Here is a 21,620-nt window from a genome sequence, read left to right as displayed (position 1 = left end):
GCATCGTAGCGGCGCATCGCGGATGACGACGGCCGGTCCTGTCAATGCCCCGGTGCCGCGCGCACGCGGGCGACTTCGGCGGGCAGGTCTTTCCACGCCGGCTCCTGCGGCGCGAAGCGCGCGCGCATGTAGCCGGCGAGTTCGGCGATCTGCCGGTCGTCGAGTGCTTCGCGGAATGCGGGCATGAAGCCGATGTCGCGGCTCGCGGGTTCGCGCACGCCATCAAGGATGGTGCGCAGCAGGTTGTCGGGCCGCGCGCTCGTGAGGTTGCTGTTGAGCGCAAGCGGCGTGTTCACGCCCAGCAGCGTGGGGCCGTTGCCATCGTGATGGCACGAGGCGCACGCGCTGTCGAACATGCGCTGCGCAGGGCCGAGCAACTGGCCTTGCGTGCGGGCCGCGTTGTCGATTGCCTGTTGCGCCAGGGCCTGCGGTTCGGCAGCCGGCGATGAATTGAACGAACCGAGGTAGGTGGCCATGGCGCGCACGTCGTCGTCCGGCACTTGGGCCAGTTCGCGTACCACCTCGGCCATCGGTCCGCCGGCGATGCCGTGGCGTGGCGAGTGGCCGTTGCGCAGGTAGCGATAGAGCGCGTCGGCATCCCACGGCACGGCCGACTTCGACAGTTGCGTGAGCGAGGGTGCTTCCCAGCCATCGACCATCGCGCCCGAGAGAAAGGCGCTGCCGCCCTGCTCCGCGCCCATCGCATTGCGCGGCGTGTGGCAGGCGCCGCAATGGCCCAGGCCGTTGACGAGATAGGCGCCACGGTTCCATTCGGCGCTTTGCGTGGCCACGGGCTGCAATGGCGCGGGGTCATGAAAGAGCGCGTTCCAGCCGGCCATCAACGGCCGCATGCTGAACGGGAACTTGAGTTCGGACTTCGGCGTTTCAGCGCGCACGGCCGGCATGGACATGAAGTACGCATAGAGCGCCTGCAGGTCGTCGTCGCTGGTCTTCGCGAATGCGGTGTAAGGGAACGCGGGGTACAGGTGATGGCCATCGCGCGAGACACCTTCGCGCATCGCGCGCTGGAAGGCGCTGAACGACCAGCGGCCCAGGCCGGTGTCGGTATCGGGCGTGAGGTTGGTGGTGTAGAGCGTGCCGAAGGGCGTGTCCATCGCGCGGCCTCCGGCATTGGGTGCGCCGCCGGGTGCGGTGTGGCACACGGCGCAATCGCCGAGGGCGGCGAGCACACGGCCGCGCTCGATGGTGGACTGGCTGTAGACCGGTGCGGTGAGGGACACGGGCGCGATGGCGGAGCGCCAGCCGAGCAGGCCGGCAACAACGCCGATGCCGCCGATGAAGAGCGCGGCGCCCGTCGCCCACAAACCCTTCCTCTTGGGCCAGACCGCTCCCGCATTGCTCCTTCCCCTCCCGGGGGAAGGTTGGGATGGGGGCACAGCAGCGTCACCACTCCAGCGCCGCTCGCCCCCGCCCTCCCCCAAAGGGGGAGGGAGCACACCCCGATTCAACTCCGCCAACACCGTCTCCGGCGTGAACGGCGGTGCCCGAAACCGCACCCCCGTCGCATCAAAAATCGCATTCGCAATCGCCGCCGTCCCCGGCACCGACGACGATTCCCCCGCACCCAGCGAAGGCTCGCCCGGACGCGGCATGTGCATCACCTCGATCACCGGCACTTCACGGAAGTTGATGATCGGGTAGCTGCCCCACTCACGGCTCGCGACCACGCCCGATGGCAACACGCCCGGCAGTTGCGCACCACCAGACTCCGTACCCTGCTGCGGCGCGAACTGCACACGCTCCTTGAGCGCACGGCTGGTGGTCTGGATCACGTTGCCATGCACCTGATGCTCGACACCCGCCGGGTTGATCATCAACCCCGCGTCATGCCCCACCACGACGCGGCGCACATGCACCTCGCCGGTCTTGCGGTTGACCTCGACATCAGCCACCCACGCAGCCCATGCGGCACCGAAGCCGGGCCACTTGCTGTGGATGTAGCGCGCATACGCGAAGCCTTGCCCGAAGAGGATGTCGCCGCCCTCGCCCAGCCCGCCGTCGACGTTCTCCTGCGGCCCGGTGCGCATGCGCCAGCCGGCCTTCTGCGCGGTGGCCTGCACCAGCTCGACCGCGCGCGGGTCTTCCAGATGGCGCAGCCGGAACTGCACCGGATCGACACCAGCGGCAGTCGCCAGCTCGTCGATGTACGACTCGTGCGCGAACGAACTCGGTAGCGCCGACACGCCGCGCAGCCACGAGGCGCGCACGATCGGCGCCATGTCGTTGACCTTCACGCGCAGGTTGTCGTAGCTGTAGGGCGGGCGCGCGGTGCGGTCGCCCATCTCGAAGGCCTGCGCCACCGGCTCGATGGTGCGCGTGAGCAGCAGCGCGAGCGTCGGCGCGCCGTTCGACGGGTACGAGGTCTCGAAGTCGTAGGCGGCGATGCGGCCATCGGCCATCAGCCCGCCGTCGATCTCCATGAGCTGCGCGGCGCCCTTTGGCTCCCACGCGTGTTCCTGCTCGCGCGTGAGCTGCACGCGCACCGGCATGCCGACCGCGCGTGCGAGCAGCGCGGCATCGGCCGCCACATCGTCGGCGCCATTGCGGCCGTAGCAGCCTGCGGCCTCCATGCGGACCACATCGACTTGCACGTCTTCGACACCCATGAGCGTCGCCAGGTCGGCGCGCAGCACATGCGGGTTCTGCGAGCCGGCCCAGCAGCGCAACTGCATGCCGCTGCCATCTGCCGGTTGCCAGTCGGCCAGCGCGCATGAAGGGCCGATGGACGCGTGCATCTGGTACGGCCACACATAGGTGCGCTGCATCGGCTGCGCGGCAGCCGCCATCGCGCCGTCAACGTCGCCTTCGTCGACCAGCAAGCGCTGCGTCGACGGGTTGTCGCGCAGTGCCTGCGCAACATCGGACAGGTCGGGCATGCCAGGCCACGGCTTCCACGTCACGCGCAGTTCGCGCAGCGCCTGCTCGGCGTGTTCTTCGCGCTCGGCCACGATGCCGACGAAATCGCGGATGACGACCACGGCGCGGATGCCGGGAATGTGCGCGATGGAAGATTCATCGACCGACTCGAGCGTGTTGCCGATGAACTCGCCGTGGTCCGCGCCCGCATAGGGCGGACGCACCACGCGACCGTGCAACATGCCGGGCACGCGCATGTCGTGCACGAACACGAGTTCGCCCGCGAGCTTGGCGGGAATGTCGACGCGTGCCTGCCGCGTGCCGACCACGCGGTAGTCGGCCGGGTTCTTAGGCTGCGCCTGCGGATCGAGCCGCAGCACGGTGCGCTGACCGGCGACGAGGTCGGCATAGCTGACGTGATGGTCAGGAGCTTCGGTGACGCGCACCACGCCGTTGCGCACCTGCAGTGCATCGACCGCCACCCCAAGGCGTTCGGCCGCACGCGCGAGCAGCCACGCACGCGCCTGCGCCGCGGCCAGGCGCAGCGGCTGCGAATGGATCTGGATCGACGCGCTCGCGATCGTCGCGCCCTGGTTGGGCACGCGCGCGGTGTCGCCGAGCATCATGCGCACGCAGGGCATGCCGAGATCGAGTTCTTCGGCCACGATCTGCGCGAGCGCGGTCTGGATGCCGGTGCCCAGGTCGACGTGGCCGTTGAGCGCGGAGGCGCTGCCGTCGTCCCATACGGCGAGCAGAACCTCGTCGCCTTCGATGGGGTTGCCGGCGATCAGGGCGGGTTGGCCCTTAGCGGGTGGTGGTGCGGGCGGCGCCTCGCGCACGATGAGCAGGACGCCATCGGCAGCGAAGAACTCCGCACGGGTCTGCGGCAGATCTGCGCGGCGTGTCATCGGACTTGCTCCCTCTCCCTCTGGGAGAGGGTTGGGGTGAGGGCAAGCGGCGATGGTTGCGGCAGTGCTTGTTCAAAGGCCGATGCCCTCACCCTAGCCCTCTCCCGCACGCGGGAGAGGGAACAAGACCCCAGGAGCGGACAACGCGGGCGGCTCACGGGTTCGTCTCCGCGCGCATGCGCAGCGCCGCACGATGCACCGCATCGAGAATTTCAATGTGCGTCCCGCAACGGCACAGATTGCCCGACAGCTCACTGCGAATACGCGCCTCGCTCGCCTGCGGATCCCGCGCCAACAACGCCGCCGCCTGCATCACCATGCCGTTCAGGCAATAGCCACACTGCGCAGCCTGCGCATCTTCAAACGCCGCCTGCACCGGATGCCAGTTCCCCCGCGCCCCCAGCCCTTCAAGCGTCGTGATCGCACGCCCCGCCACGCCATGCGCCGGAATCACACAGGCACGCGCCGCCACGCCATCGACATGCACCGTGCAGGCACCGCACTGCCCCAGCCCGCAGCCGTACTTGGGACCGTTCAGCCCCAGGTCGTTGCGCAGCAGATGCAGCAGCGTCGCCTCGCGCGGCACGCCGGCGAGCGCATGCGCCTGGCCGTTGACCCGCAGGTGCAGCGGTTCAGCGCCGCAACTGGCCGTCACGGGTGTACATCTCCAGGTCCACGAAGGTCGAGCCGTTGTGGTTCTTCGCACTGTAGTCGACGGGGAAATCGCCGAAGCGCGCGCTGCCGATGCTTTCGAGCCCGGCGATGAAGCTGTCGCGCGTGAGCGTCTTGCCCGCGCGGCGCAGGCCCTCGACCATCACGCGCGCAACGATATAGCCCTCGAGCGCGGTGTAGCTGTCGATCTTCTCGCCGAACTCGGCGCGGTCGCGCTGGTAGTCGGCCACGATGGGCACGCGCTGCGCTTGCGGCGGCGGCACGATGCTGGCCGTGACCAGCCCGGCGAGCTTGCCGTCGAGCCGTTTGGCGGAACCGGCCGCATCGGTGATGCCGACCGACAGCGTGTACAGCGGCGCGGCCACCGCATTGGCGCGGTAGTCGCGAATGAACACCTCGACCATGCGGCCAGCCATGATCATCACGACCGCGCCGGGCTTGGCTTCGGCCAGGCTCGCGACGACGGACTTCGCGTCTTCGGCCGTGATCGCCAGCGGCAAGGTCTTGAGCACCTTGACCTTGTAGTCGGCCGCCAGCTCCTCGCAGGTCGCAAGGTTCGACTTGCCGAAGGCGCTGTCTTGATAGACCACCGCGATCGACTGGATGCCGAGGGTCGAGAGGTGGCTGATGATCTTGCGCAGCTCCAGGTCGTAGCCCGCGCGCACGTGGAACAGGTAGCGGTTGGTCTTGGTGCGAAACGAGGTGGTGCCCACCAGCGGCGCGAACATCGGCACGCCGGCTTTCTCGGCCAATGGCATCGCGGCCGCGAGGTTGCCGGTGGCGACGTAGCCGGTGAGCGCGAAGACCTTGTCTTCATCGATCAGTTTTGCAGTGTTGACGGCCGTCTTCGCGGGGTCGTAGGCGTCGTCATACGTGACCAGTTCGATCTTGCGGCCATTGACGCCGCCCGACTTGTTGACGCGATCGAAGTACAGCTTGATGCCCGCGCGGTAGTCGACGCCGAAGTCCTTGGCCGGGCCGCTGAACACGGCCGACTGGCCGATGCGGATGGTGGTGTCGCTCACACCGTTCGTGCCGTTGTCCGCGCGTGCCGACCGCAGCAAGCCCGGGCCGAGCGCCAGGGCCGCGCCGCCAGCCACCACCGCGCGCCTTGAGATCGAAAGCTTCATGCGTCGTTTGTCTCGTTGTCTTTTATGGTTTTGTCGCCGCTGCAGGTTGCCGACCCTGCGTGCCTCAGGCGGTCTGGATGTCGCCGGACTGGATGCGCTTGACGCCCTTGGCGGCCATCTGTTTCCACGCGGCGGCCAGCGAGCCATTGAGGTCGATGCCACGCGTCGCGTCTTCGATCACATAGGCCTCGAAGCCGGCCTTGCGCGCGTCCATCGCGGTCCAGGCCACGCAGAAGTCGGTGGCAAGGCCGGTGACGAACACGGTCTTGATGCCGCGCGCCTTGAGGTAGCCGGCCAGGCCGGTGGCCGTCTTGTGGTCTGCTTCCTCGAAGGCCGAGTAGCTGTCCATCTCCTTGTGGAAGCCCTTGCGGATGATGAGTTGCGCGGTCGGCACCTTCAGCTCCTTGCCGAGCGCGGCGTCTTCCGTGCCCTGCACGCAATGGTCCGGCCACAGCACCTGCGTGCCGTAGCTGAGCTTGGTGGTCTCGAAGGGCTTCTTGCCGCTGTAGGTGCTGGCGAACGATGCGTGGCCCGCCGTGTGCCAGTCTTGCGTGACGACGATGTTCTCGAACGCCGGTGCCAGCGCGTTGATGACCGGAATGACCTCGTTGCCGCCCTTCACCGCGAGCGTGCCGCCGTCGAGAAAGCAGTTCTGCACATCGACCACGATCAGCGCCGCCTTGCTGCCGGGCTTGATCTTGCCGGCCGCGAAAGCGCTGAGGCCGAAACTGCCGAGGCCGCCGACCAGGCCGAGGGCGGCGGCGGATTTCACAAGGGTTCTGCGTTGCATGGCGTGGACTCCGGTGGGTTGAGGAAGAAATTCAGGGACTGAAAAATTCAAACGCTCAGGTAGGCACGGCGCACTTCGTCGTTGGCTGCCAGCTCGGCCATCGTGGCGTGGTAGCGGATCTGCCCCTTCTCCAGCACGTAGGCGCGATCGGACACGAGTTCCGCAAAGTGCATGTTCTGCTCCGACAGCAGGATGCTCACGCCCTGCGCCTTCAGCTCCAGGATCATGTTCGCCATCTGCTCGACGATGACCGGCGCCACGCCCTCGGACGGTTCATCGAGCAGCACGAGGTACGGGTTGCCCATCAGCGTGCGCGCCACGGTCAGCATCTGCTGCTCGCCGCCGCTCATGCGGCCGCCGGGGCGGTTGGGCATTTCGCCGAGATTGGGGAACAGCTTGAACAGGCGCTCGGGCGACCACAGCGGCGCGTCGGTGCCGTCGGCCCAGCGGCGCGCGGGCTGCTTGCCGACTTCGAGGTTTTCCATCACCGTGAGGTCGGTGAACACGCGCCGGTCTTCGGGCACGAAGCCCAGGCCCAGGCGCGCCGCGTGGTGCGGCTCGCTCTTGGAGATGTCGTGGCCAAGAAAGCGCACCGCGCCGCGACGCTTGGCGAGCATGCCGATCAGCGCCTTCAGCGTGGTGGACTTGCCCGCGCCGTTGCGGCCCATGAGCGCGACGACTTCGCCGCGACGCACATCAAGGTCCACGTCATAAAGAATCTGCGCGGCGCCGTACCAGGCGCACAGGGCCTTGGCTTCCAGCAGGGGTTCGTGCGTGCTCATGCCGCTTCTCCAATAGCTGCCGCTTTTTCGGCGATCTTCTTCTCGAAGGTCTTGCCGGTGCCGAAGTACACCTCCTGCACCTTGGGGTGGTCGCGAATTTCCAACGGCTTTCCCTGCGCGATGAGGCGACCGCGCGCCAGCACGATCATGCGGTCGGCATACGCGAACACCACGTCCATGCTGTGCTCGGTGAACAGCACGGCCATGCCGCGCTGGATCACGAGGTCCTTGGTCAGCGCCATCAGCGAATTGCGCTCCTTGGGGGCCATGCCGGCGGTGGGCTCGTCCATCAACAGCAGCTTGGGGCTGTTGGCCATCGCGATGGCGAGTTCGACGCGCTTCACGTCGCCATAGGCGAGCACGCTGCAGGGCCGGTCAGCCTGCGACTTCATGCCGACCTGGTCGAGCAGCGCCAGTGCTTCGTCGCGCTTGTGGTCGGCCGCGCGGCTCCACATCGAGAACAGCTTGCGGTCGTGCGAGAGCAAGGCCATCTGCACGTTCTCGACGACGGTGAGCGACGCAAACGTCTCGGCGATCTGGAAGGTGCGGCCCACGCCCTTGCGCCAGATCTCGCGCGGCTTGCGGCCCACGAGTTCCTGGCCGTCGAGCGTGATCGAGCCCTGGTCGGCCTTGAGCTGGCCGTTGACCATGTTGAAGGTGGTGGACTTGCCTGCCCCATTGGGGCCGATGAGTGCGAGCAGCTCGCCGGGCGGCAGCTCAAAGCTGATGCCGTCCACGGCCTTGACGCCGCCGAATGATTTGCCGAGGTTGGTGACTTTGAGGAGGCTCATGCTTTCACCTCCTTGACCTTGGCTTCAGCATCCGCATCGGGCTTGGGTGCACGCCACCGATCCGTCAGTTGCTTGATCGAGCCCGCGATGCCCTGCGGGAACAGCAGCACCAGGATCAGGATGATCGCGCCGAGCATTGCGCGCCAGTAGTCGGTGTTGCGCGCCACGGTGTCGTGCAGCCAGGTGAAGGTGATGGCGCCGACTACCGGGCCCGCCAGCGTCTGGATGCCGCCGAGCAGCACCATCACGAGGCCATCGACCGACTTGCCGACCGACAGGCTCTCTGGCGAGATGCTGCCCTTCGAGAAGGCATAGAGCGCACCAGCCAGACCGGCCACCGTGCCCGCGATCACGAACGCGGCCCACTGCATGCGCTTGACGTCGATGCCGATGGCATCGGCGCGCAGCACCGAGTCGCGGCCCGCGCGCAGCGCATAGCCGAAGGGCGAGAACAGCACGCGCCGCAGCCACCACACGCCGAAACCGACGAGCACCAGCGTGAGCCAGTAGTAGGCCTGCTTGTCGGAAAGCCACTCGGAAGGCCATACGCCCGTCAGGCCATTGCTGCCGCCTGTGAAGCTGTCCCATTGATAAGTGATGGCCCAGGTGATCTGCGCGAAGGCCAAAGTGAGCATCGCGAGGTACACGCCCGAAAGCCGTACCGCGAACCAGCCGTAGACCAAGGCACCGAGCGCCGCCACGATTGGCGCGGCGATGAGTGCAACTTCCATCGGCAGGTGCAGCGCACGCACCAGCAACGCGGCGCCGTAGGCACCAAGCCCGAAGTACGCCGCATGGCCAAACGAGTGCATGCCCGCCGGACCCATGATGAAGTGCAGGCTGGTGGCGAAGAGCGCGGCGATCAGCAGGTCGATCATCAGCACCAGCGTGTAGGGTGAGTTCACCGTCAGCAGCGGCAGCACGGCGAGCATCAGTGCCAGCACGGCGGCAGCGACAAGGTAGGCATTGCTCGGTCGGCGCAGCGGCTCTTCCTGCATGCCCACGTAGCGGCTCGGTGCCTGCGGTCGACCGAACAGGCCCCAGGGGCGCCACACCAGCACGATGGCCATCACGAGAAAGTCGACCATCAGCGTGAGCTTGGAGAAAGACACGTCGATGCCGAAGATCTGCACCACGCCCAGCCAGATGCACACGGCCTTGATCTCGGCGATGAGCAGTGCCGCCACATACGCGCCAGGCAACGAGCCCATGCCGCCCACCACCACGACCACGAAGGCGGCGCCGATGGTGTTCAGGTCCATCTCCAGCGTGGCGGGTTCGCGCGGCAATTGCAGTGCGCCGCCGAGGCCGGCGAGCAAGGCGCCGAGCGCGAACACGGCCGTGAACAGCCAGGCCTGGTTGACGCCCAGCGCGCTGACCATTTCGCGGTCTTGCGTGGCGGCGCGCACCAGCGTGCCGAAGCGCGTGCGCGTCAGCAGCAGCCACACGAGGCCCAGCACGAGCGGGCCGACAACGATCAGGAACAGGTCATAGGTCGGAAACTGCCGGCCCAGGATTTCGATGGAGCCCTTGAGGCCCGGCGCACGCGGGCCGAGCAGTTCATCGGGGCCCCAGAGCCACAGCACCGCATCCTTGATGACGAGCACCAGCGCGAAGGTCGCGAGCAACTGGAACAGCTCGGGCGCCTTGTAGATGCGACGCAGCAGCAGCACTTCGATGAGCGCGCCGAGCACGCCGACCGCCACCGCCGCGATCAGCAGCGCGGGCCAGAAGCCCAGGCTCGAACCCAGCTTGTCGACGAGCGTGTACGCCAGGTAGATGCCGACCATGAAGAACGAACCATGGGCGAAGTTGACGATGCGCGTCACGCCGAAGATCAACGAAAGGCCGGCCGCCACGAAGAAGAGCGAGGACGCGCCGGCCAACCCGTTGAGCAACTGAACAACGAAGCCTGAGAAACTCATTCAAAAATCCTTGGTGGACGCGGTATTCATTCGCGAGGGCCGCCGCGCGCGGCCGCCCGAAGCGGCCGGCCCGCCCCCGGTAGGGGGTTGGCGAAGCGACACGAAGTGCGCGCAGCCTGGGGGCGAGCAACAATCAATCCGCAGGGCGCATCTTTTTCACTTCTTCATCCGAAGGCTGGAACTTGGCGCCGTCGAGGTAGACGTAATCGACCATCACGCCCTTGCCGCCGTCGTTCTTGGTCTTGCCCACGTACGCGCCCATGGTGGACTGGTTGTCCTGCGCGCGGTAGCTGATCTTGCCGAAGGGCGAGTCGACCTGCAGGCCCTTGAAGGCGGCGACGAGTTTTTCGGTGTCGGTGCTGCCGGCCTTCTTGATGCCGGCGGCGATCGAGTGGATGGCGCTGTAGCCGACCACCGAGCCCAGGCGCGGATAGTCCTTGAACTTGGCCTGGTAGGCATCGAGGAAGGCCTTGTGCTCGGGCGTCTTGACGCCGTTCCACGGGTAGCCGGTCACGATCCAGCCGTTGGGCGCTTCGTCCTTCAGCGGGTCGAGGTACTCGGGCTCGCCGGTCAGCACGCTGACGACTTCACGGTCCTTGAACAGGCCGCGCGTGTTGCCTTCGCGCACGAACTTGGAGAGGTCGGCGCCGAACAGCACGTTGAAGATCGCGTCGGGCTTGGCATCGGCCAGGGCCTGCACCACGCTGCCCGAATCGACCTTGCCCAGCGGCGGCGCCTGCTCGGCGACGAACTCGACGTCGGGCTGCGCGGCCTTCAGCAGCGTCTTGAAGGTGGCGACCGACGACTGGCCGTATTCGTAGTTGGGGTAGACGATGGCCCAGCGCTTCTTCTTGAGCTTGGCGGCCTCGGGCACCAGCATCGCGACCTGCATGTAGGTGGAGGGGCGCAGGCGGTAGGTGTACTTGTTGCCGTTGCTCCAGACGATCTTGTCGGTGAGCGGCTCGGCGGCCAGGTAGAAGAATTTCTTTTGCTTGGCGAAGTCGGTCAGCGCCAGGCCGGTGTTCGACAGGAAGGCGCCGGCCAGCACGTCGACCTTTTCGCGCGAGATCAGTTCTTCGGCCACGCGCACGGCATCGCCGGGGTTGGCGTTGTCGTCGCGGCTGATGAGTTCGATCTTCTTGCCGTTGATGCCGCCCTTGGCGTTGATCTCGTCGACCGCCAGTTCCATGCCCTTCTTGTAGGGCTCCAGGAAGGCGGGCTGCGCCTTGTAGCTGTTGATTTCACCGATCTTGATCACGCCCTGCGCATGCGCGGGGACAAGGGCCGCTGTGGCCAGCGTGACGACGGAAGCGGCGCAGAAAACATGGCGCAATGGAATCATCGGGAAGCTCCTTGGGTTCGAACAGAAAACACGATGCTGTGATGGCGGGAAGGCGGTTCAGCGAAGACCGTCTTCGCCTTTGATCTCGCTGGCCTGCAGGCCGCCGATGCGCGGCAGCGGACGGCCGCTGTCGGTGACGGCCACGGCGACCACGATTTCGTTGGCGCGCGGTGCGTCGGACACGCGGGCTTCGATGGCGTCGAAATGGCTGCGCACGAAGGCGGCGTCCTTGTGGCCGAGCGGCACGTCGATGGCGGTACCGAGCGTGCCCTGCTTCTTGGCCGAAGGCACGAGCGCGGCGCCCTTCTCGACGGCCACGCGCAGCGGTGCGCCGAGCTTGGGGTGCAGGATGGCGGCGGCGTGTTCAAGCTCGCCGCGTTCGCCGACGATGGCGGCCTTGCCGTAGCTCTGCGCCTGGCCTGGCTCGATGCCGAGCGCCTTCACGGCCTTCTGGCCGAGCAGTGCGCCAAGCTCTTCGCCGATGGCGATGAGTTCGTCGAGGTTCTCGCTGTAGCGGCCGGCGTAGGGGTTCTCGATGACGGCGATGGCTACGGCGCGGCGTGTGGGCGGCGAGACGTCGCGGCCCATTTCCTTGCGGGTTTCATCGACCTGGATGACGAGCTTGCGGATGTTGGCGGTCATGTTCTGTGTTCCTTGTCTCTGTGTGTGCGGGTTCAGCGCAGGCCGTCCCACTTGCTGATGTCCTTGGCGAGCAGGCCACCGACACGAGCATGCACGCGGTAGCCGGTGCTCATCGCGAGGATGAAGACGATCTCGTCCGCAGCGGGCGCACCCGGCACGCGCACTTCGATCGCGTCGAACTGGCCGCGCACGTAGCTGGCGTTGATGTTGGTGAGCGGCACGTCGAGCGCGGCGCCGGGCGGGCCGACCTTCTTGGTCGAAGGCACGATGGAAAGTGCATTGGCGGGCTGGCCGGTTTTCTCTTCGGCCTTGCCCGCTGTGTAGGCCGCGCGGCTGCCCTTCCAGCCGAGCAGTTCGCGCATGGCATAACCGCCGGGCACATGCCACAGCGCACCGTGTTCCAGCTCGCCATCGGCACCGACGATGGCGCCCTTGCCGTAGGTGGCGATCTGGTCGAGCGGCACATCCATGGCGGCGTGCAGCTTGTGCGCCATGTCGACGCCCACCGGGTCGAGCAGCGCCATCATCGGCAGGATGTCGGGCTCGTAGCGGCCGGCGAAGGGGTTGGTCAGCACGGCGCCGATGGCACCACGCACCAACGGAGTTTCGGCACGTGGTCCGAACTCGTGGTGGATGTGCTCGACATGGGTGAAGACGCGACGGATTTCGATCATGAAAAAGAACCTTGCTTTTCGTTAAGCAAATACTGAACCAACTGTCTTGGGCAGCTTGCTCTTGAGCGCCTTCGAGCATAAGGGCTCGACAAGTCGCCACTGCCCCTGACAAACGAGTAGAACGGCCCACACGAGCCCGCCTTTTTGCAGCACCTTCGCGCAGATCGCGCCCGTATCGAGTGCGCTCTTGACCTGCGACGGTGCGAGCGGCGGCACGTCGACGGTGACGAGGGTGTCGCCCAGGTCGCTGTTGTCCTTGCATTCGCTGGCGGGACGGCGGCGGATGGCTGCGTCGTCGACATCGACGGCATTGGCGATCACGGTGGCGGCCGCATCGGCCTGCGCGGCGGTGGCGGCCAGCACCGTCACGCTGTCGGCGATGCCCAGCGAAAAGCTGCGGCCGCGCCAGCCGCTGGTGGCCACGCCGCGCACGGGCTGGTCGGCGTGCAGCTCGAACTGGCCGTCGGTGGTGAGCAGGCCGCTGTTCTCGCGCCAGTCGAAGCGAGCGATGTCGGCGAAGACACCGACGCGCGCGCTCTGGCCGGGCGCGAGGTGCAGCGCGATGTCGCCGCCATTGTTGATCCACGCGCGATCGATGCCGGGGCGCTCGTAGAAGGGCATCAGCTCTTGCGCGACGGCACCCGCGACCGCCGCCATCGGCGTGATGAACATGGGCGAGAACGCGGCGCAGGCATCCCACATGCGGCGTGCGACAACGCCGCGCGGGCGCAGCTTGTCGGTGACCGGCAGGCGCAACAGCGGCAGCTCTTGCACCAGCTCTTCGAGCACATGGGCGAAGCGTGCCCAGGCCGCGTCGTGCGCGGCCGCGACGGCATACGGGTCGCCATGCGCCTCGGCCACGATGTCGATCGGGCCGTGGTTGAAGTGCCAGCGGTCGTTGTCGAGCGCTGTGCGTTGGGCGGTCATGGCTCGCCCCCAGGGGTCGCGCATTGCTCCCTCCCCCGCTGGGGGAGGGTTGGGGTGGGGGCAAGCGGCGTACCCATCGGGCGCCCTGCCCGCCCCCATCCCAGCCTTCCCCCAGCGGGCGAAGGGGCAAGAGCCATGGCGCGCATCGACGCGGGCATTTTTCAACCCAGCATCGGCGCGTGGCCGAGCGGCCACGGATTGGCCTCGTCCACAACGAGCCACTGCCGCGCAACCGGTGCGCCGTCTTCCTGCCACGCCCCGCGCGCAAGCGCCTGTTCGAGCGAGAAGATGTGGCCCATGTGACCACCGAGCGCCTCGTAGTCGTCGCGCCGCATGCTGAACTCGATGGGCGCCACGATGGCCGGCGTGGGCACGGTGCCGAAGCTGTTGTCGGGCATGCGCATGACATCGGCCATCACGGTGATGCCGCCGCCGGGCCACACATAGGCCGGCGCACCGCCGCAAGTGACGTTGACCAGCGCGCGCTTGATGGCGCGCGTCAGCAGCACGGGGTTTTCGGTGACGCCCGCGCGCAGGCTGCCGCCGGCGCCGCCGAGAAACAGCACGGTGCACAGCGAAGGCTCGCAGTTCTCGCCGATGCGATCGACGATGCGGCGCACTTCCGCCGGCATCTCCTGCTCGATGGGCTTGAGCGCCTCGTCGAGCACGTACCACTGCGCATGCTCGCCAGTGGTCGATGTCATCAACAGACGCAAGCCGGGGCGCGCGACACCCTCTTCCCAGCCTTCGATGATCGCGAGCGGATCGGCGATGTCGGTGCCACCCCAGCCGTTGCCCGGGTTCGCCACCTGGAAGTAACGCCCTGGCGTGGACTTGCGGCCCAGCATCTGGATGCCCGAAGGCGCCATGTCGAGGCAACGGCCGGCCTGGTGCTCGGTGAGCACGCCGGTGATGTGGTCGTCGACCACCACCACCTCGTCGGCCACGCCCGCGAACTGGCGCGCGAAGATGCCGACCGCCGCCGAGCCGCAGCCCACGCGCATGCGCTGCTCTTCGACGCCGTTGACGATGGGCGCCTTGCCGGCCTGGATGACGAGGGTGGAGCCACCATCGATGGTGCACTCCACGGCCTTCTTGTTGCCCAGGAACTGCATCAACTCGGCCGTCATGCGGCCCTCTTTCTTGCTGCCACCGGTGAGGTGGTGCACGCCGCCCAGCGACAGCATCTGCGAGCCGTATTCGGCCGTGGTGACATGGCCCACGACTTCGCCGCGATACCGCACGTTGGCCTGCTCGGAGCCGAGGAAGCGGTCGGTGTCGATCTTCACCTTGAAGCTGCAGTAGCTGAAGATGCCTTCGGTGACGACGGTGACCATGTCGACGCCACGGGCTTTGGAAGCCACGATGAAGGGGGCAGGCTTGTAGTCGGGGTAGGTGGTGGACGAGCCCACGCCGGTGACGAAGACTTCGTCGGCGTGCAGCAGGTCGCCGTTCCAGTCGGGTGCTGCGTCGGCCGCATCGGCTGTGGAAGCCTCTTCGGTTGAGCGATTGAAAGGCACCAGCGCGGGTGCATCGGCCGCGATCGCGCGGCGAAGCAGCACCACGGGGTCGACGCGCACCAGCACGCCGTCCTTGTTGGCATAGCGGTCGCAGGCGCCCGTGCGGCCGTCGGAGATCTGGCACAGCACCGGGCAGGCGTTGCACTCGACCTTGGCCGTGCTCATGCGCTCGTTGCGCGGCGGCGCCTTGCCGAAGGCGTTGCTGCCGGCTTCGGCGACCACCGGCATGTCCATGCCGGGCAATCCGTCTGTCTTGGTGTGTTCTGTCATCGGGGCGATCTCGTGGGCGTGTGTCGGGCAATACCGTGCGGCGAGGGTTGCAACAAACGTGCCGTCTGCCCGCTTGTGCGGCGACTGCCGTTTGTGTAGCATTCCCTACACTTTCATGTTGCGTTCACTACATTGGAGATCAATGTAGCAAACGGGCCCGATGCTTGCAATGGTGTTTTCTCGTGGGATTTATCGGGGTTTTTCCGACCAACGACAATTGGCGGGCTGGAGCCGGTTGACGGCCGCCGCCCTGCTGGCGAGCATTCCGGCTCCGTATTTTTCTGTTTCCAACCAACTGAGTTCCGTATGAGTGCATTCAGCGAAGAACGCGTCCTGAGCGTCCACCACTGGACCGACCGCCTGTTCACCTTCACCACCACGCGCGACCCGGCGCTGCGCTTCTCGAACGGTCATTTCACGATGATCGGCCTGAAGGTCAACAACAAGCCCCTGCTGCGCGCGTACAGCATCGTGAGCCCCAACTACGAGGAGCACCTCGAGTTCCTGAGCATCAAGGTCGAAGAAGGCCCGCTCACCTCGAAGCTGCAGCACATCCAGGTGGGCGACACCGTGATCGTGGGCCGCAAGCCCACCGGCACGCTGCTGATCGACTACACGCTGCCGGCCAAGCGCCTGTACCTGTTCGGCACGGGCACCGGCCTTGCACCGTTCATGAGCATCATCCGCGACCCGGACACGTATGAGAAGTTCGAGCAGGTCATCCTGGTGCACGGTGTGCGCCAGGTCGACGAACTGGCCTATCACGACCTCGTGACCGACCACCTGCCCAAGCACGAGATCCTGGGCGAGATGATCGAAAAGCAGTTGCTCTACTACCCGACGGTCACGCGCGAAGAGTTCCGTAACCAGGGCCGCATCACCGACCTGATCGAGAGCAACAAGCTCACCGACGACCTGGGCCTGCCGCCGCTGAACGTCGAGGAAGACCGCGTCATGCTGTGCGGCAGCCCCGGCCTGCTGGTGGACCTGAAGCACATCCTCGAAGCGCGTGGCTTCAAGGAAGGCAACACCTCGACGCCGGGCGACTTCGTCGTCGAGCGCGCCTTCGCAGAGAAGTAAGCCAAGAGACGCCGCGCGCACGATGGCCGAAAGCCGCTCCACCGCCAAGCCCAAGCCCCAGCGCCGCACCGGTGTGCGCGAGGCGGCGGCGCAGGCCACGCGCGACAGCATCCTGAAGTCGGCGACCAAGGTGTTCGCCAAGTACGGCTACGACGGCGGCAGCGTGGAGAAGATCTCCAAGGCCGCCAAGTCGTACGACCGGATGATCTACTACTACTTCGGCAGCAAAGAGGGGCTGTTCATCGCGGTGCTCGAAGGCATCTACCAGCGCATGGACGATGCCGAGGCCGCCATCGCGCTCGATGCGAGCCGCCCCGTGGAAGCCCTCACCGAAGTCATCCGCTTCGTGCTCGGCTACTACCGCAAGAACCCCGAGTTCGTGACGCTGCTGAACACCGAGAACCTGCACAAGGGCCGGCACATCTCGAAGTCGCTGCGGGCGCGCGAGTACTCGTCGCGGGCGGTGGCGATCATTTCCGAAATCCTTGCCAGCGGCTCTTCGCAGGGCCTGTTCCGCAAGGACCTCGTGGCGCGCGACATCTACCTCTTGATCGCGTCCACCGGCTATTTCTACACCTCCAACCGGCACACGCTCACGGCCTTCCTCGGCGAGCCGCTGGAGTCGGCCGAGGCGATCACGCACTGGGAAGACTTCGTGATCGAGACCGTGCTGCGCACCGTGCGCGCCGACGACATACAAGACAACAACACCCCACCCCACGACGAGGACACCACGAAATGGCAGAAATCGCAGCCGGCGCAAAGTCGGGCAAGGTCGTCATCAAGAACATAGGGCTGCTGCTCTCGGGCGACATCGACAAGCCCATCCTCGACGCCGACACCATCGTGGTGAACGACGGCCTGATCGTCGCGGTCGGCAAGGAGAAAGACTGCGACCTCGAAGGCGCGCAGACCGTCATCGACGCGCGCAAGACCTGCGTGGCCCCCGGCCTGATCGACAGCCACGTGCACCCGGTGTTCGGCGACTGGACGCCGCGCCAGGGCCAGATCGGCTGGATCGACTCGACCATGCACGGCGGCGTGACGACCATGATTTCGGCGGGCGAGGTGCACCTGCCCGGCCGGCCGAAAGACATCGTGGGCCTGAAGGCGCTGGCCATCACCGCACAGCGTGCCTTCGACAACTTCCGCCCCGGTGGCGTGAAGGTTCTTGCCGGCGCGCCAGTCATCGAAAAAGGCATGGTCGAGAGCGACTTCAAGGAACTCGCCGAAGCCGGCGTGGGCCTGCTCGGCGAAGTGGGCCTGGGCTCGGTGAAGGCCGGCTACGAGGCCAAGGAGATGGTGGCGTGGGCGCGCAAGTACGGCATCCAGAGCACGATCCACACGGGCGGGCCGTCGATTCCCGGCTCGGGCCTGATCGACAAGGACGTGGTGCTCGAAGCCGACGCCGACATCATCGGCCACATCAACGGCGGCCACACCTCGCTGCCCGAGGCGCATGTGTGCGAGCTGTGCGAGAAAAGCTCGCGCGCCATCGAGATCGTGCACAACGGCAACGAGAAGGTTGCCATTGCAGCGGCGAAGGCTGCCCTCGAATTGAAGTGCCCGCACCGCGTGATCCTCGGCACCGACGGGCCGGCGGGCTCGGGCGTGCAGCCGCTGGGCATCCTGCGCATGGTGGCGATGCTGTCGTCGATCGCGAACATTCCGGCCGAGCTGGTGTTCTGCTTCGCGACAGGCAACACCGCGAAGATCCGCAAGCTCAACTGCGGGCTCATCGAGGTGGGCCGCGATGCCGACTTCGTCTTCATGGACCGCGCGCAGCATTCGCCCGCGCCGGGCCTGCTCGAAAGCGTGCAGCTCGGCGACATTCCGGGCGTGGGCATGGTGATGATCGACGGCCTCGTGCGTTGCGGCCGCAGCCGCAACACGCCGCCCGCGACCGAGATTCCGGTGGTGGTGTCGGGCGCGCACTGAGAGCGTCAGCGCGTCCTCTTTCTCCTTCCCCCTCTGGGGGAAGGTTGGGATGGGGGCAGGCAGAGCGCCCGATGGATGCGCCGCGTGCCCCCACCCCAGCCTTCCCCCAGCGGGGGAGGGAGCAAGACGACTACTTCGCGCGAAACACCAGATAACGCGCCGACAGAAAGTTGGCGCCCATCCCCGCGACGCTGCCCACCGCCACGCCCAGCGCGGCGGCCCAGCGGCCTTCGACCCAGTGCAGCGTCAGCACATAGGCGCCGTAGTTCAGCACGGCCCCCGCGACCATGGTCGCCAGGTAGCTGAAGTACTCGCGCCAGATCGAACCCTGTGCCGAGACGCGCGCGGCAAAGGTGTAGCGGCGGTTGAAGGCCCAGGTCGTGGTGGCGGCCGCCAGGAACGAGATCACCCGCGCCACGTACCAGCCGAGCATCGGCGCCAGCAGGTACAGCAGCACCACGTCGACCACGAGGCCGATCACGCCGACCACGGCGAACGAGAGGAACTCCCGGCCGATCTTCATTACCGTTGCTGCGTGGTGCGGTCGCGCACGCCCGGAATGGCCAGGTAGCTCAGGCGCTTGGCCTCTTGCCGGCCGAGCGTGACGGTGTGCATCACGATGCCGCACACGAAGGACAGCATCGCTGCCAGCATCGCGCCGGTGGACAGCACGGCCGTGGGCAGCCGGGGCACCAGGCCGGTGTGCATGAAGGTCATGAGCAGCGGCACGGCCAGCGCGACCGATGCAATCATGAGCAGGGCCGCGATGATCGAGAAGAACTGCAGCGGCCGTTCGCTCACGAAGAGCTTGCAGATGGCCTTGAGGATGCGCCAGCCGTCGCGGTAGGTCGACAGCTTGCTGTGCGAGCCCTCGGGCCGCGTGCTGTAGGCGGTGCTTTCCTCGGCGTAAGGCATGCGCAACTCGAGCGCGTGCACCGTGAGCTCGGTCTCGATCTCGAAGCCGCGCGACAGCGCTGGAAACGACTTCGCATAGCGCCGCGAGAACACGCGGTAGCCCGAGAGCATGTCGGTCAGGCCGCCGCCGAAGAGCTGCACCACCGCGCCGGTGAGCAGGCGATTGCCGAAGCGATGGCCCTTGCGGTAGGTCAGCGCGTCCTGGCCGTCGTCGACGCGGTTGCCGACCACCATGTCGAGGTTGCCGTCGACCAGCCGGTCGATCAGGCGGCGCGCGGCGCCGGTGTCGTAGGTGGCGTCGCCGTCGACCATCACGTACACGTCGGCTTCGACGTCGGCGAACATGCGCCGCACCACGTTGCCCTTGCCGGGCGAAGCCACGCGCGTGACGATGGCGCCCGCCGCGCGCGCCACAGCGGCGGTGTCATCGGTCGAGTTGTTGTCGAAGACATGGATCTCGGCCTCGGGCAATGCCGCGCGAAAGCCCTCGATCACCTGCGTGATGGCCAGCGCTTCGTTGAAGCACGGGATGACGGCGGCGATGCGCAGTGCGGCGCCGCTGCGACTCACGAAAGTTTCGGCATCGGTCATGGTGCTGCGCTCGGAAGGATGCTGTAGGCCCGGCTGCCGTCTTTGTCGAGCAGCAGGTGGAAGTGGGTGTCGAAGCCGGGCCGCGCGGTGAAGATCGGCACCATCTCCGGCGACATGACGATGGCGGCAAAGCCCTGCTGGGCCAGCTTGCGCGCCATGTCGGCGGGCGGCAGCAAGAGAAAGTCGGCGTAGCGCCAGGGGCCGAGCGTGTCGCCCCAGATCGGGTTCGGGCCGTAGTAGATCGCCTCGCTCAGCGCGATCTGGTAGACCCGGCCGGTGGCGTTGCGGCGCATGTAGTCCATGACGGCATAGCCCGGCACGTTCTTGCGCAGGAAGGCTTCGCGCGCTTCGGGCTCGGGCGAGATCATCGACACCTTGAGAGCCGTCTGGCGTACCGACACGGCCGCCAGCACGGCCAGCAGCAGCACGGCCACCCAGTCGCCGACGCGGGCGCCGGAGCGCGCGGTGTTGCGGCTCATGGCGCCGGTCGATGCGGTGTTGGCTTCAGCGGCTGGCGTGCGCTTCGCACCGAAGATGCGGCGCACACCCGCTGCGATCCATCCGAACAGCACCTGCCAACCCACCGCCGCCGTCATCGCGAGCAGCGGAAACGAGGCCATGAGGTAGCGCGGATAGCGCGAGGTCACGGCCCAGACCACCACCGAGTACAGGCAGAACCAGCCCGCCGCGCGCACTGCGCCAGAGCGCTTCCAGAACACGCTGAAAGGCGCCAGCACCACGAACCAGATGAGCGCATTCGGCATGGCCGCATGAGCGCGCACGTCGTCGACCTGCCGCACGTAGTCTTCAGGCACCCACTCGGTGAAGCCGAACACGCGGGCGCCGATGGGAATGAAGGGATCGCCGGTCATGACGGCGTTGCGCGCATACCAGTACACGCACGGAATCACGAAGCACAGCAGCGCGAGCGCCCAGACCTTGGGCCTGCGCTCGTGCCAGACGACGAACAGCGCGACCAGCGGCAGGAAGACCAGCGCCTGGTACTTCGAGCCGGCCGCCAGCCCCAGAAAGAACGCAGCCAGCGCCAGCCAGCGGGCACCGCTGTGCACGGGCTCGGATTCGCGCCACCACCACAGCGACACGCAGGCCGTCAGCACGAAGAGCGCCACGCCCATGTCGATCAGCGCGTTCGAGTAGTCGCCAAGCCCCAGCCAGATGGCAGCACCGACGAGGCCGGTGAGCCGGCTGGCATGCAACGTGCCCAGGCGCAGCACCATCACCACCGACAGCGCACCCGCGAGCCCGTTCAGGAAGTGCGGCAGCACGTCGTCGCCCACCTGCAGCGCGGCGGCATAGAGCAGGTTGTAGTTGTACGGGAACCAGGGGTAGCGCAGCCACGCATGGATGCCCAGCGAGCCGTTCTGCGCGACCTCGCGCGCATAGGGCAAGTGGTACATCAGCTCGTCGAAGGCGGCGGGCGGTGCGAGCGGCGCGACGAGTGCGGGCAAGGCGACCAGCGCCAGCGCGACCATCGCGACGCGGTCGAACCATGTCCATGGCGCGACGACAGCACCGGCGCGCAGCACACGCCGCTCGCGCAACCACGCGGGCAGTTGCAGCGCGGCGGCCACGACACCGGCCGCGACCAGCGCGAGCGTCGCCTCGACCTTGAAGACACCGAAGATGGCCAGTGCCTGGAACACGCAGATGAAGAAGCCGACACCCAAAGCCACGGCCACGGCGGCTTCGAGCCACGCGTCGCGGCGCGGCGGTGGCGCCAGGCGGGCCAGCACGGTGCGACCGGCACCCCAGCAGCTGACAACGAAAACCACCAGTGCCGCGTAGTGCGCGGCTGCAAACATCAGCTTCTGAATAACAACTCCCG

At 67.0% G+C, this 21,620-nt stretch carries 18 protein-coding genes; 3 read left to right on the top strand and 15 right to left on the bottom strand.

Annotated elements, in window-relative coordinates; genetic code table 11:
- Positions 1–41: 41 nt before the first annotated feature.
- From ACSFB7_RS36580 to ACSFB7_RS36525, 12 genes are all read right to left on the bottom strand, one after another.
- On the bottom strand, positions 42–3,785 hold the full coding sequence (locus ACSFB7_RS36580; RefSeq protein WP_435477237.1) for a molybdopterin cofactor-binding domain-containing protein: 3,744 nt from the start codon (positions 3,783–3,785) through the stop codon (positions 42–44).
- 154 nt (positions 3,786–3,939) lie between these two features.
- Complete coding sequence (locus ACSFB7_RS36575; RefSeq protein WP_435477236.1) at positions 3,940–4,440, bottom strand: (2Fe-2S)-binding protein; 501 nt, start codon at positions 4,438–4,440, stop codon at positions 3,940–3,942.
- Positions 4,418–5,587, bottom strand: a complete 1,170-nt coding sequence (locus tag ACSFB7_RS36570) for an ABC transporter substrate-binding protein (RefSeq protein ID WP_435477235.1) — start codon at positions 5,585–5,587, stop codon at positions 4,418–4,420. The genes ACSFB7_RS36575 and ACSFB7_RS36570 overlap by 23 nt, the downstream gene beginning before the upstream one ends.
- A gap of 64 nt (positions 5,588–5,651) precedes the next feature.
- Positions 5,652–6,377, bottom strand: a complete 726-nt coding sequence (pncA, locus tag ACSFB7_RS36565) for a bifunctional nicotinamidase/pyrazinamidase (RefSeq protein WP_435477234.1) — start codon at positions 6,375–6,377, stop codon at positions 5,652–5,654.
- 47 nt (positions 6,378–6,424) lie between these two features.
- On the bottom strand, positions 6,425–7,159 hold the full coding sequence (locus tag ACSFB7_RS36560; RefSeq protein ID WP_093247116.1) for an ABC transporter ATP-binding protein: 735 nt from the start codon (positions 7,157–7,159) through the stop codon (positions 6,425–6,427).
- Complete coding sequence (locus ACSFB7_RS36555; protein ID WP_435477233.1) at positions 7,156–7,950, bottom strand: ABC transporter ATP-binding protein; 795 nt, start codon at positions 7,948–7,950, stop codon at positions 7,156–7,158. Before ACSFB7_RS36555 ends, ACSFB7_RS36560 begins: the two co-directional genes overlap by 4 nt.
- A complete protein-coding gene (locus ACSFB7_RS36550; protein WP_435477232.1) occupies positions 7,947–9,875 on the bottom strand; it encodes an ABC transporter permease in 1,929 nt (642 codons plus the stop codon). Before ACSFB7_RS36550 ends, ACSFB7_RS36555 begins: the two co-directional genes overlap by 4 nt.
- Before the next feature lie 133 nt (positions 9,876–10,008).
- Entirely contained in the window at positions 10,009–11,217 is a 1,209-nt protein-coding gene (locus tag ACSFB7_RS36545) for an ABC transporter substrate-binding protein (protein WP_435477231.1), read from the bottom strand.
- Positions 11,218–11,274: 57 nt separating this feature from the next.
- Entirely contained in the window at positions 11,275–11,859 is a 585-nt protein-coding gene (locus ACSFB7_RS36540; protein ID WP_435477230.1) for an amino acid synthesis family protein, read from the bottom strand.
- 32 nt (positions 11,860–11,891) lie between these two features.
- Positions 11,892–12,533 carry an amino acid synthesis family protein gene (locus ACSFB7_RS36535; RefSeq protein ID WP_435477229.1) on the bottom strand — a complete coding sequence of 214 codons (642 nt, stop codon included), beginning with the start codon at positions 12,531–12,533 and terminating at the stop codon, positions 11,892–11,894.
- A 21-nt stretch (positions 12,534–12,554) separates the two neighbouring features.
- Positions 12,555–13,460 carry a UPF0280 family protein gene (locus ACSFB7_RS36530; RefSeq protein ID WP_435477228.1) on the bottom strand — a complete coding sequence of 302 codons (906 nt, stop codon included), beginning with the start codon at positions 13,458–13,460 and terminating at the stop codon, positions 12,555–12,557.
- Between the two features lie 161 nt (positions 13,461–13,621).
- Entirely contained in the window at positions 13,622–15,250 is a 1,629-nt protein-coding gene (locus tag ACSFB7_RS36525; protein ID WP_435477227.1) for a 6-hydroxynicotinate reductase, read from the bottom strand.
- Positions 15,251–15,556: 306 nt separating this feature from the next.
- On the opposite strand from ACSFB7_RS36525, the gene ACSFB7_RS36520 reads away from it, so the two are divergent.
- Genes ACSFB7_RS36520 through ACSFB7_RS36510 form a run of 3 tightly spaced genes read left to right on the top strand, consistent with a single transcriptional unit; the run spans position 15,557 to position 18,268 of the window.
- Positions 15,557–16,330, top strand: coding sequence for a ferredoxin--NADP reductase (locus ACSFB7_RS36520; RefSeq protein WP_435477225.1), 774 nt, complete (start codon positions 15,557–15,559; stop codon positions 16,328–16,330).
- Between the two features lie 22 nt (positions 16,331–16,352).
- Positions 16,353–17,123 (top strand): TetR/AcrR family transcriptional regulator, encoded by a 771-nt coding sequence (locus tag ACSFB7_RS36515; RefSeq protein WP_435477224.1) that lies wholly within the window; start codon positions 16,353–16,355, stop codon positions 17,121–17,123.
- A complete protein-coding gene (locus ACSFB7_RS36510) occupies positions 17,069–18,268 on the top strand; it encodes an amidohydrolase family protein (RefSeq protein WP_435477223.1) in 1,200 nt (399 codons plus the stop codon). The genes ACSFB7_RS36515 and ACSFB7_RS36510 overlap by 55 nt, the downstream gene beginning before the upstream one ends.
- A gap of 130 nt (positions 18,269–18,398) precedes the next feature.
- On the opposite strand, the gene ACSFB7_RS36505 is transcribed toward ACSFB7_RS36510, so the two are convergent.
- The 3 genes from ACSFB7_RS36505 to ACSFB7_RS36495 are packed head-to-tail and all read right to left on the bottom strand — an operon-like array spanning position 18,399 to position 21,597.
- Positions 18,399–18,791, bottom strand: coding sequence for a GtrA family protein (locus tag ACSFB7_RS36505; protein ID WP_435477222.1), 393 nt, complete (start codon positions 18,789–18,791; stop codon positions 18,399–18,401).
- Positions 18,791–19,774 carry a glycosyltransferase gene (locus ACSFB7_RS36500; RefSeq protein ID WP_435477221.1) on the bottom strand — a complete coding sequence of 328 codons (984 nt, stop codon included), beginning with the start codon at positions 19,772–19,774 and terminating at the stop codon, positions 18,791–18,793. Before ACSFB7_RS36500 ends, ACSFB7_RS36505 begins: the two co-directional genes overlap by 1 nt.
- Positions 19,771–21,597 carry an ArnT family glycosyltransferase gene (locus ACSFB7_RS36495; protein WP_435477220.1) on the bottom strand — a complete coding sequence of 609 codons (1,827 nt, stop codon included), beginning with the start codon at positions 21,595–21,597 and terminating at the stop codon, positions 19,771–19,773. Before ACSFB7_RS36495 ends, ACSFB7_RS36500 begins: the two co-directional genes overlap by 4 nt.
- Positions 21,598–21,620 lie beyond the last annotated feature (23 nt).

The organism is Variovorax raffinosi, from assembly GCF_051216615.1.
Taxonomy (GTDB): Bacteria; Pseudomonadota; Gammaproteobacteria; order Burkholderiales; family Burkholderiaceae_C; genus Variovorax.
This window is presented reverse-complemented; position numbering and strand designations above follow the sequence as displayed.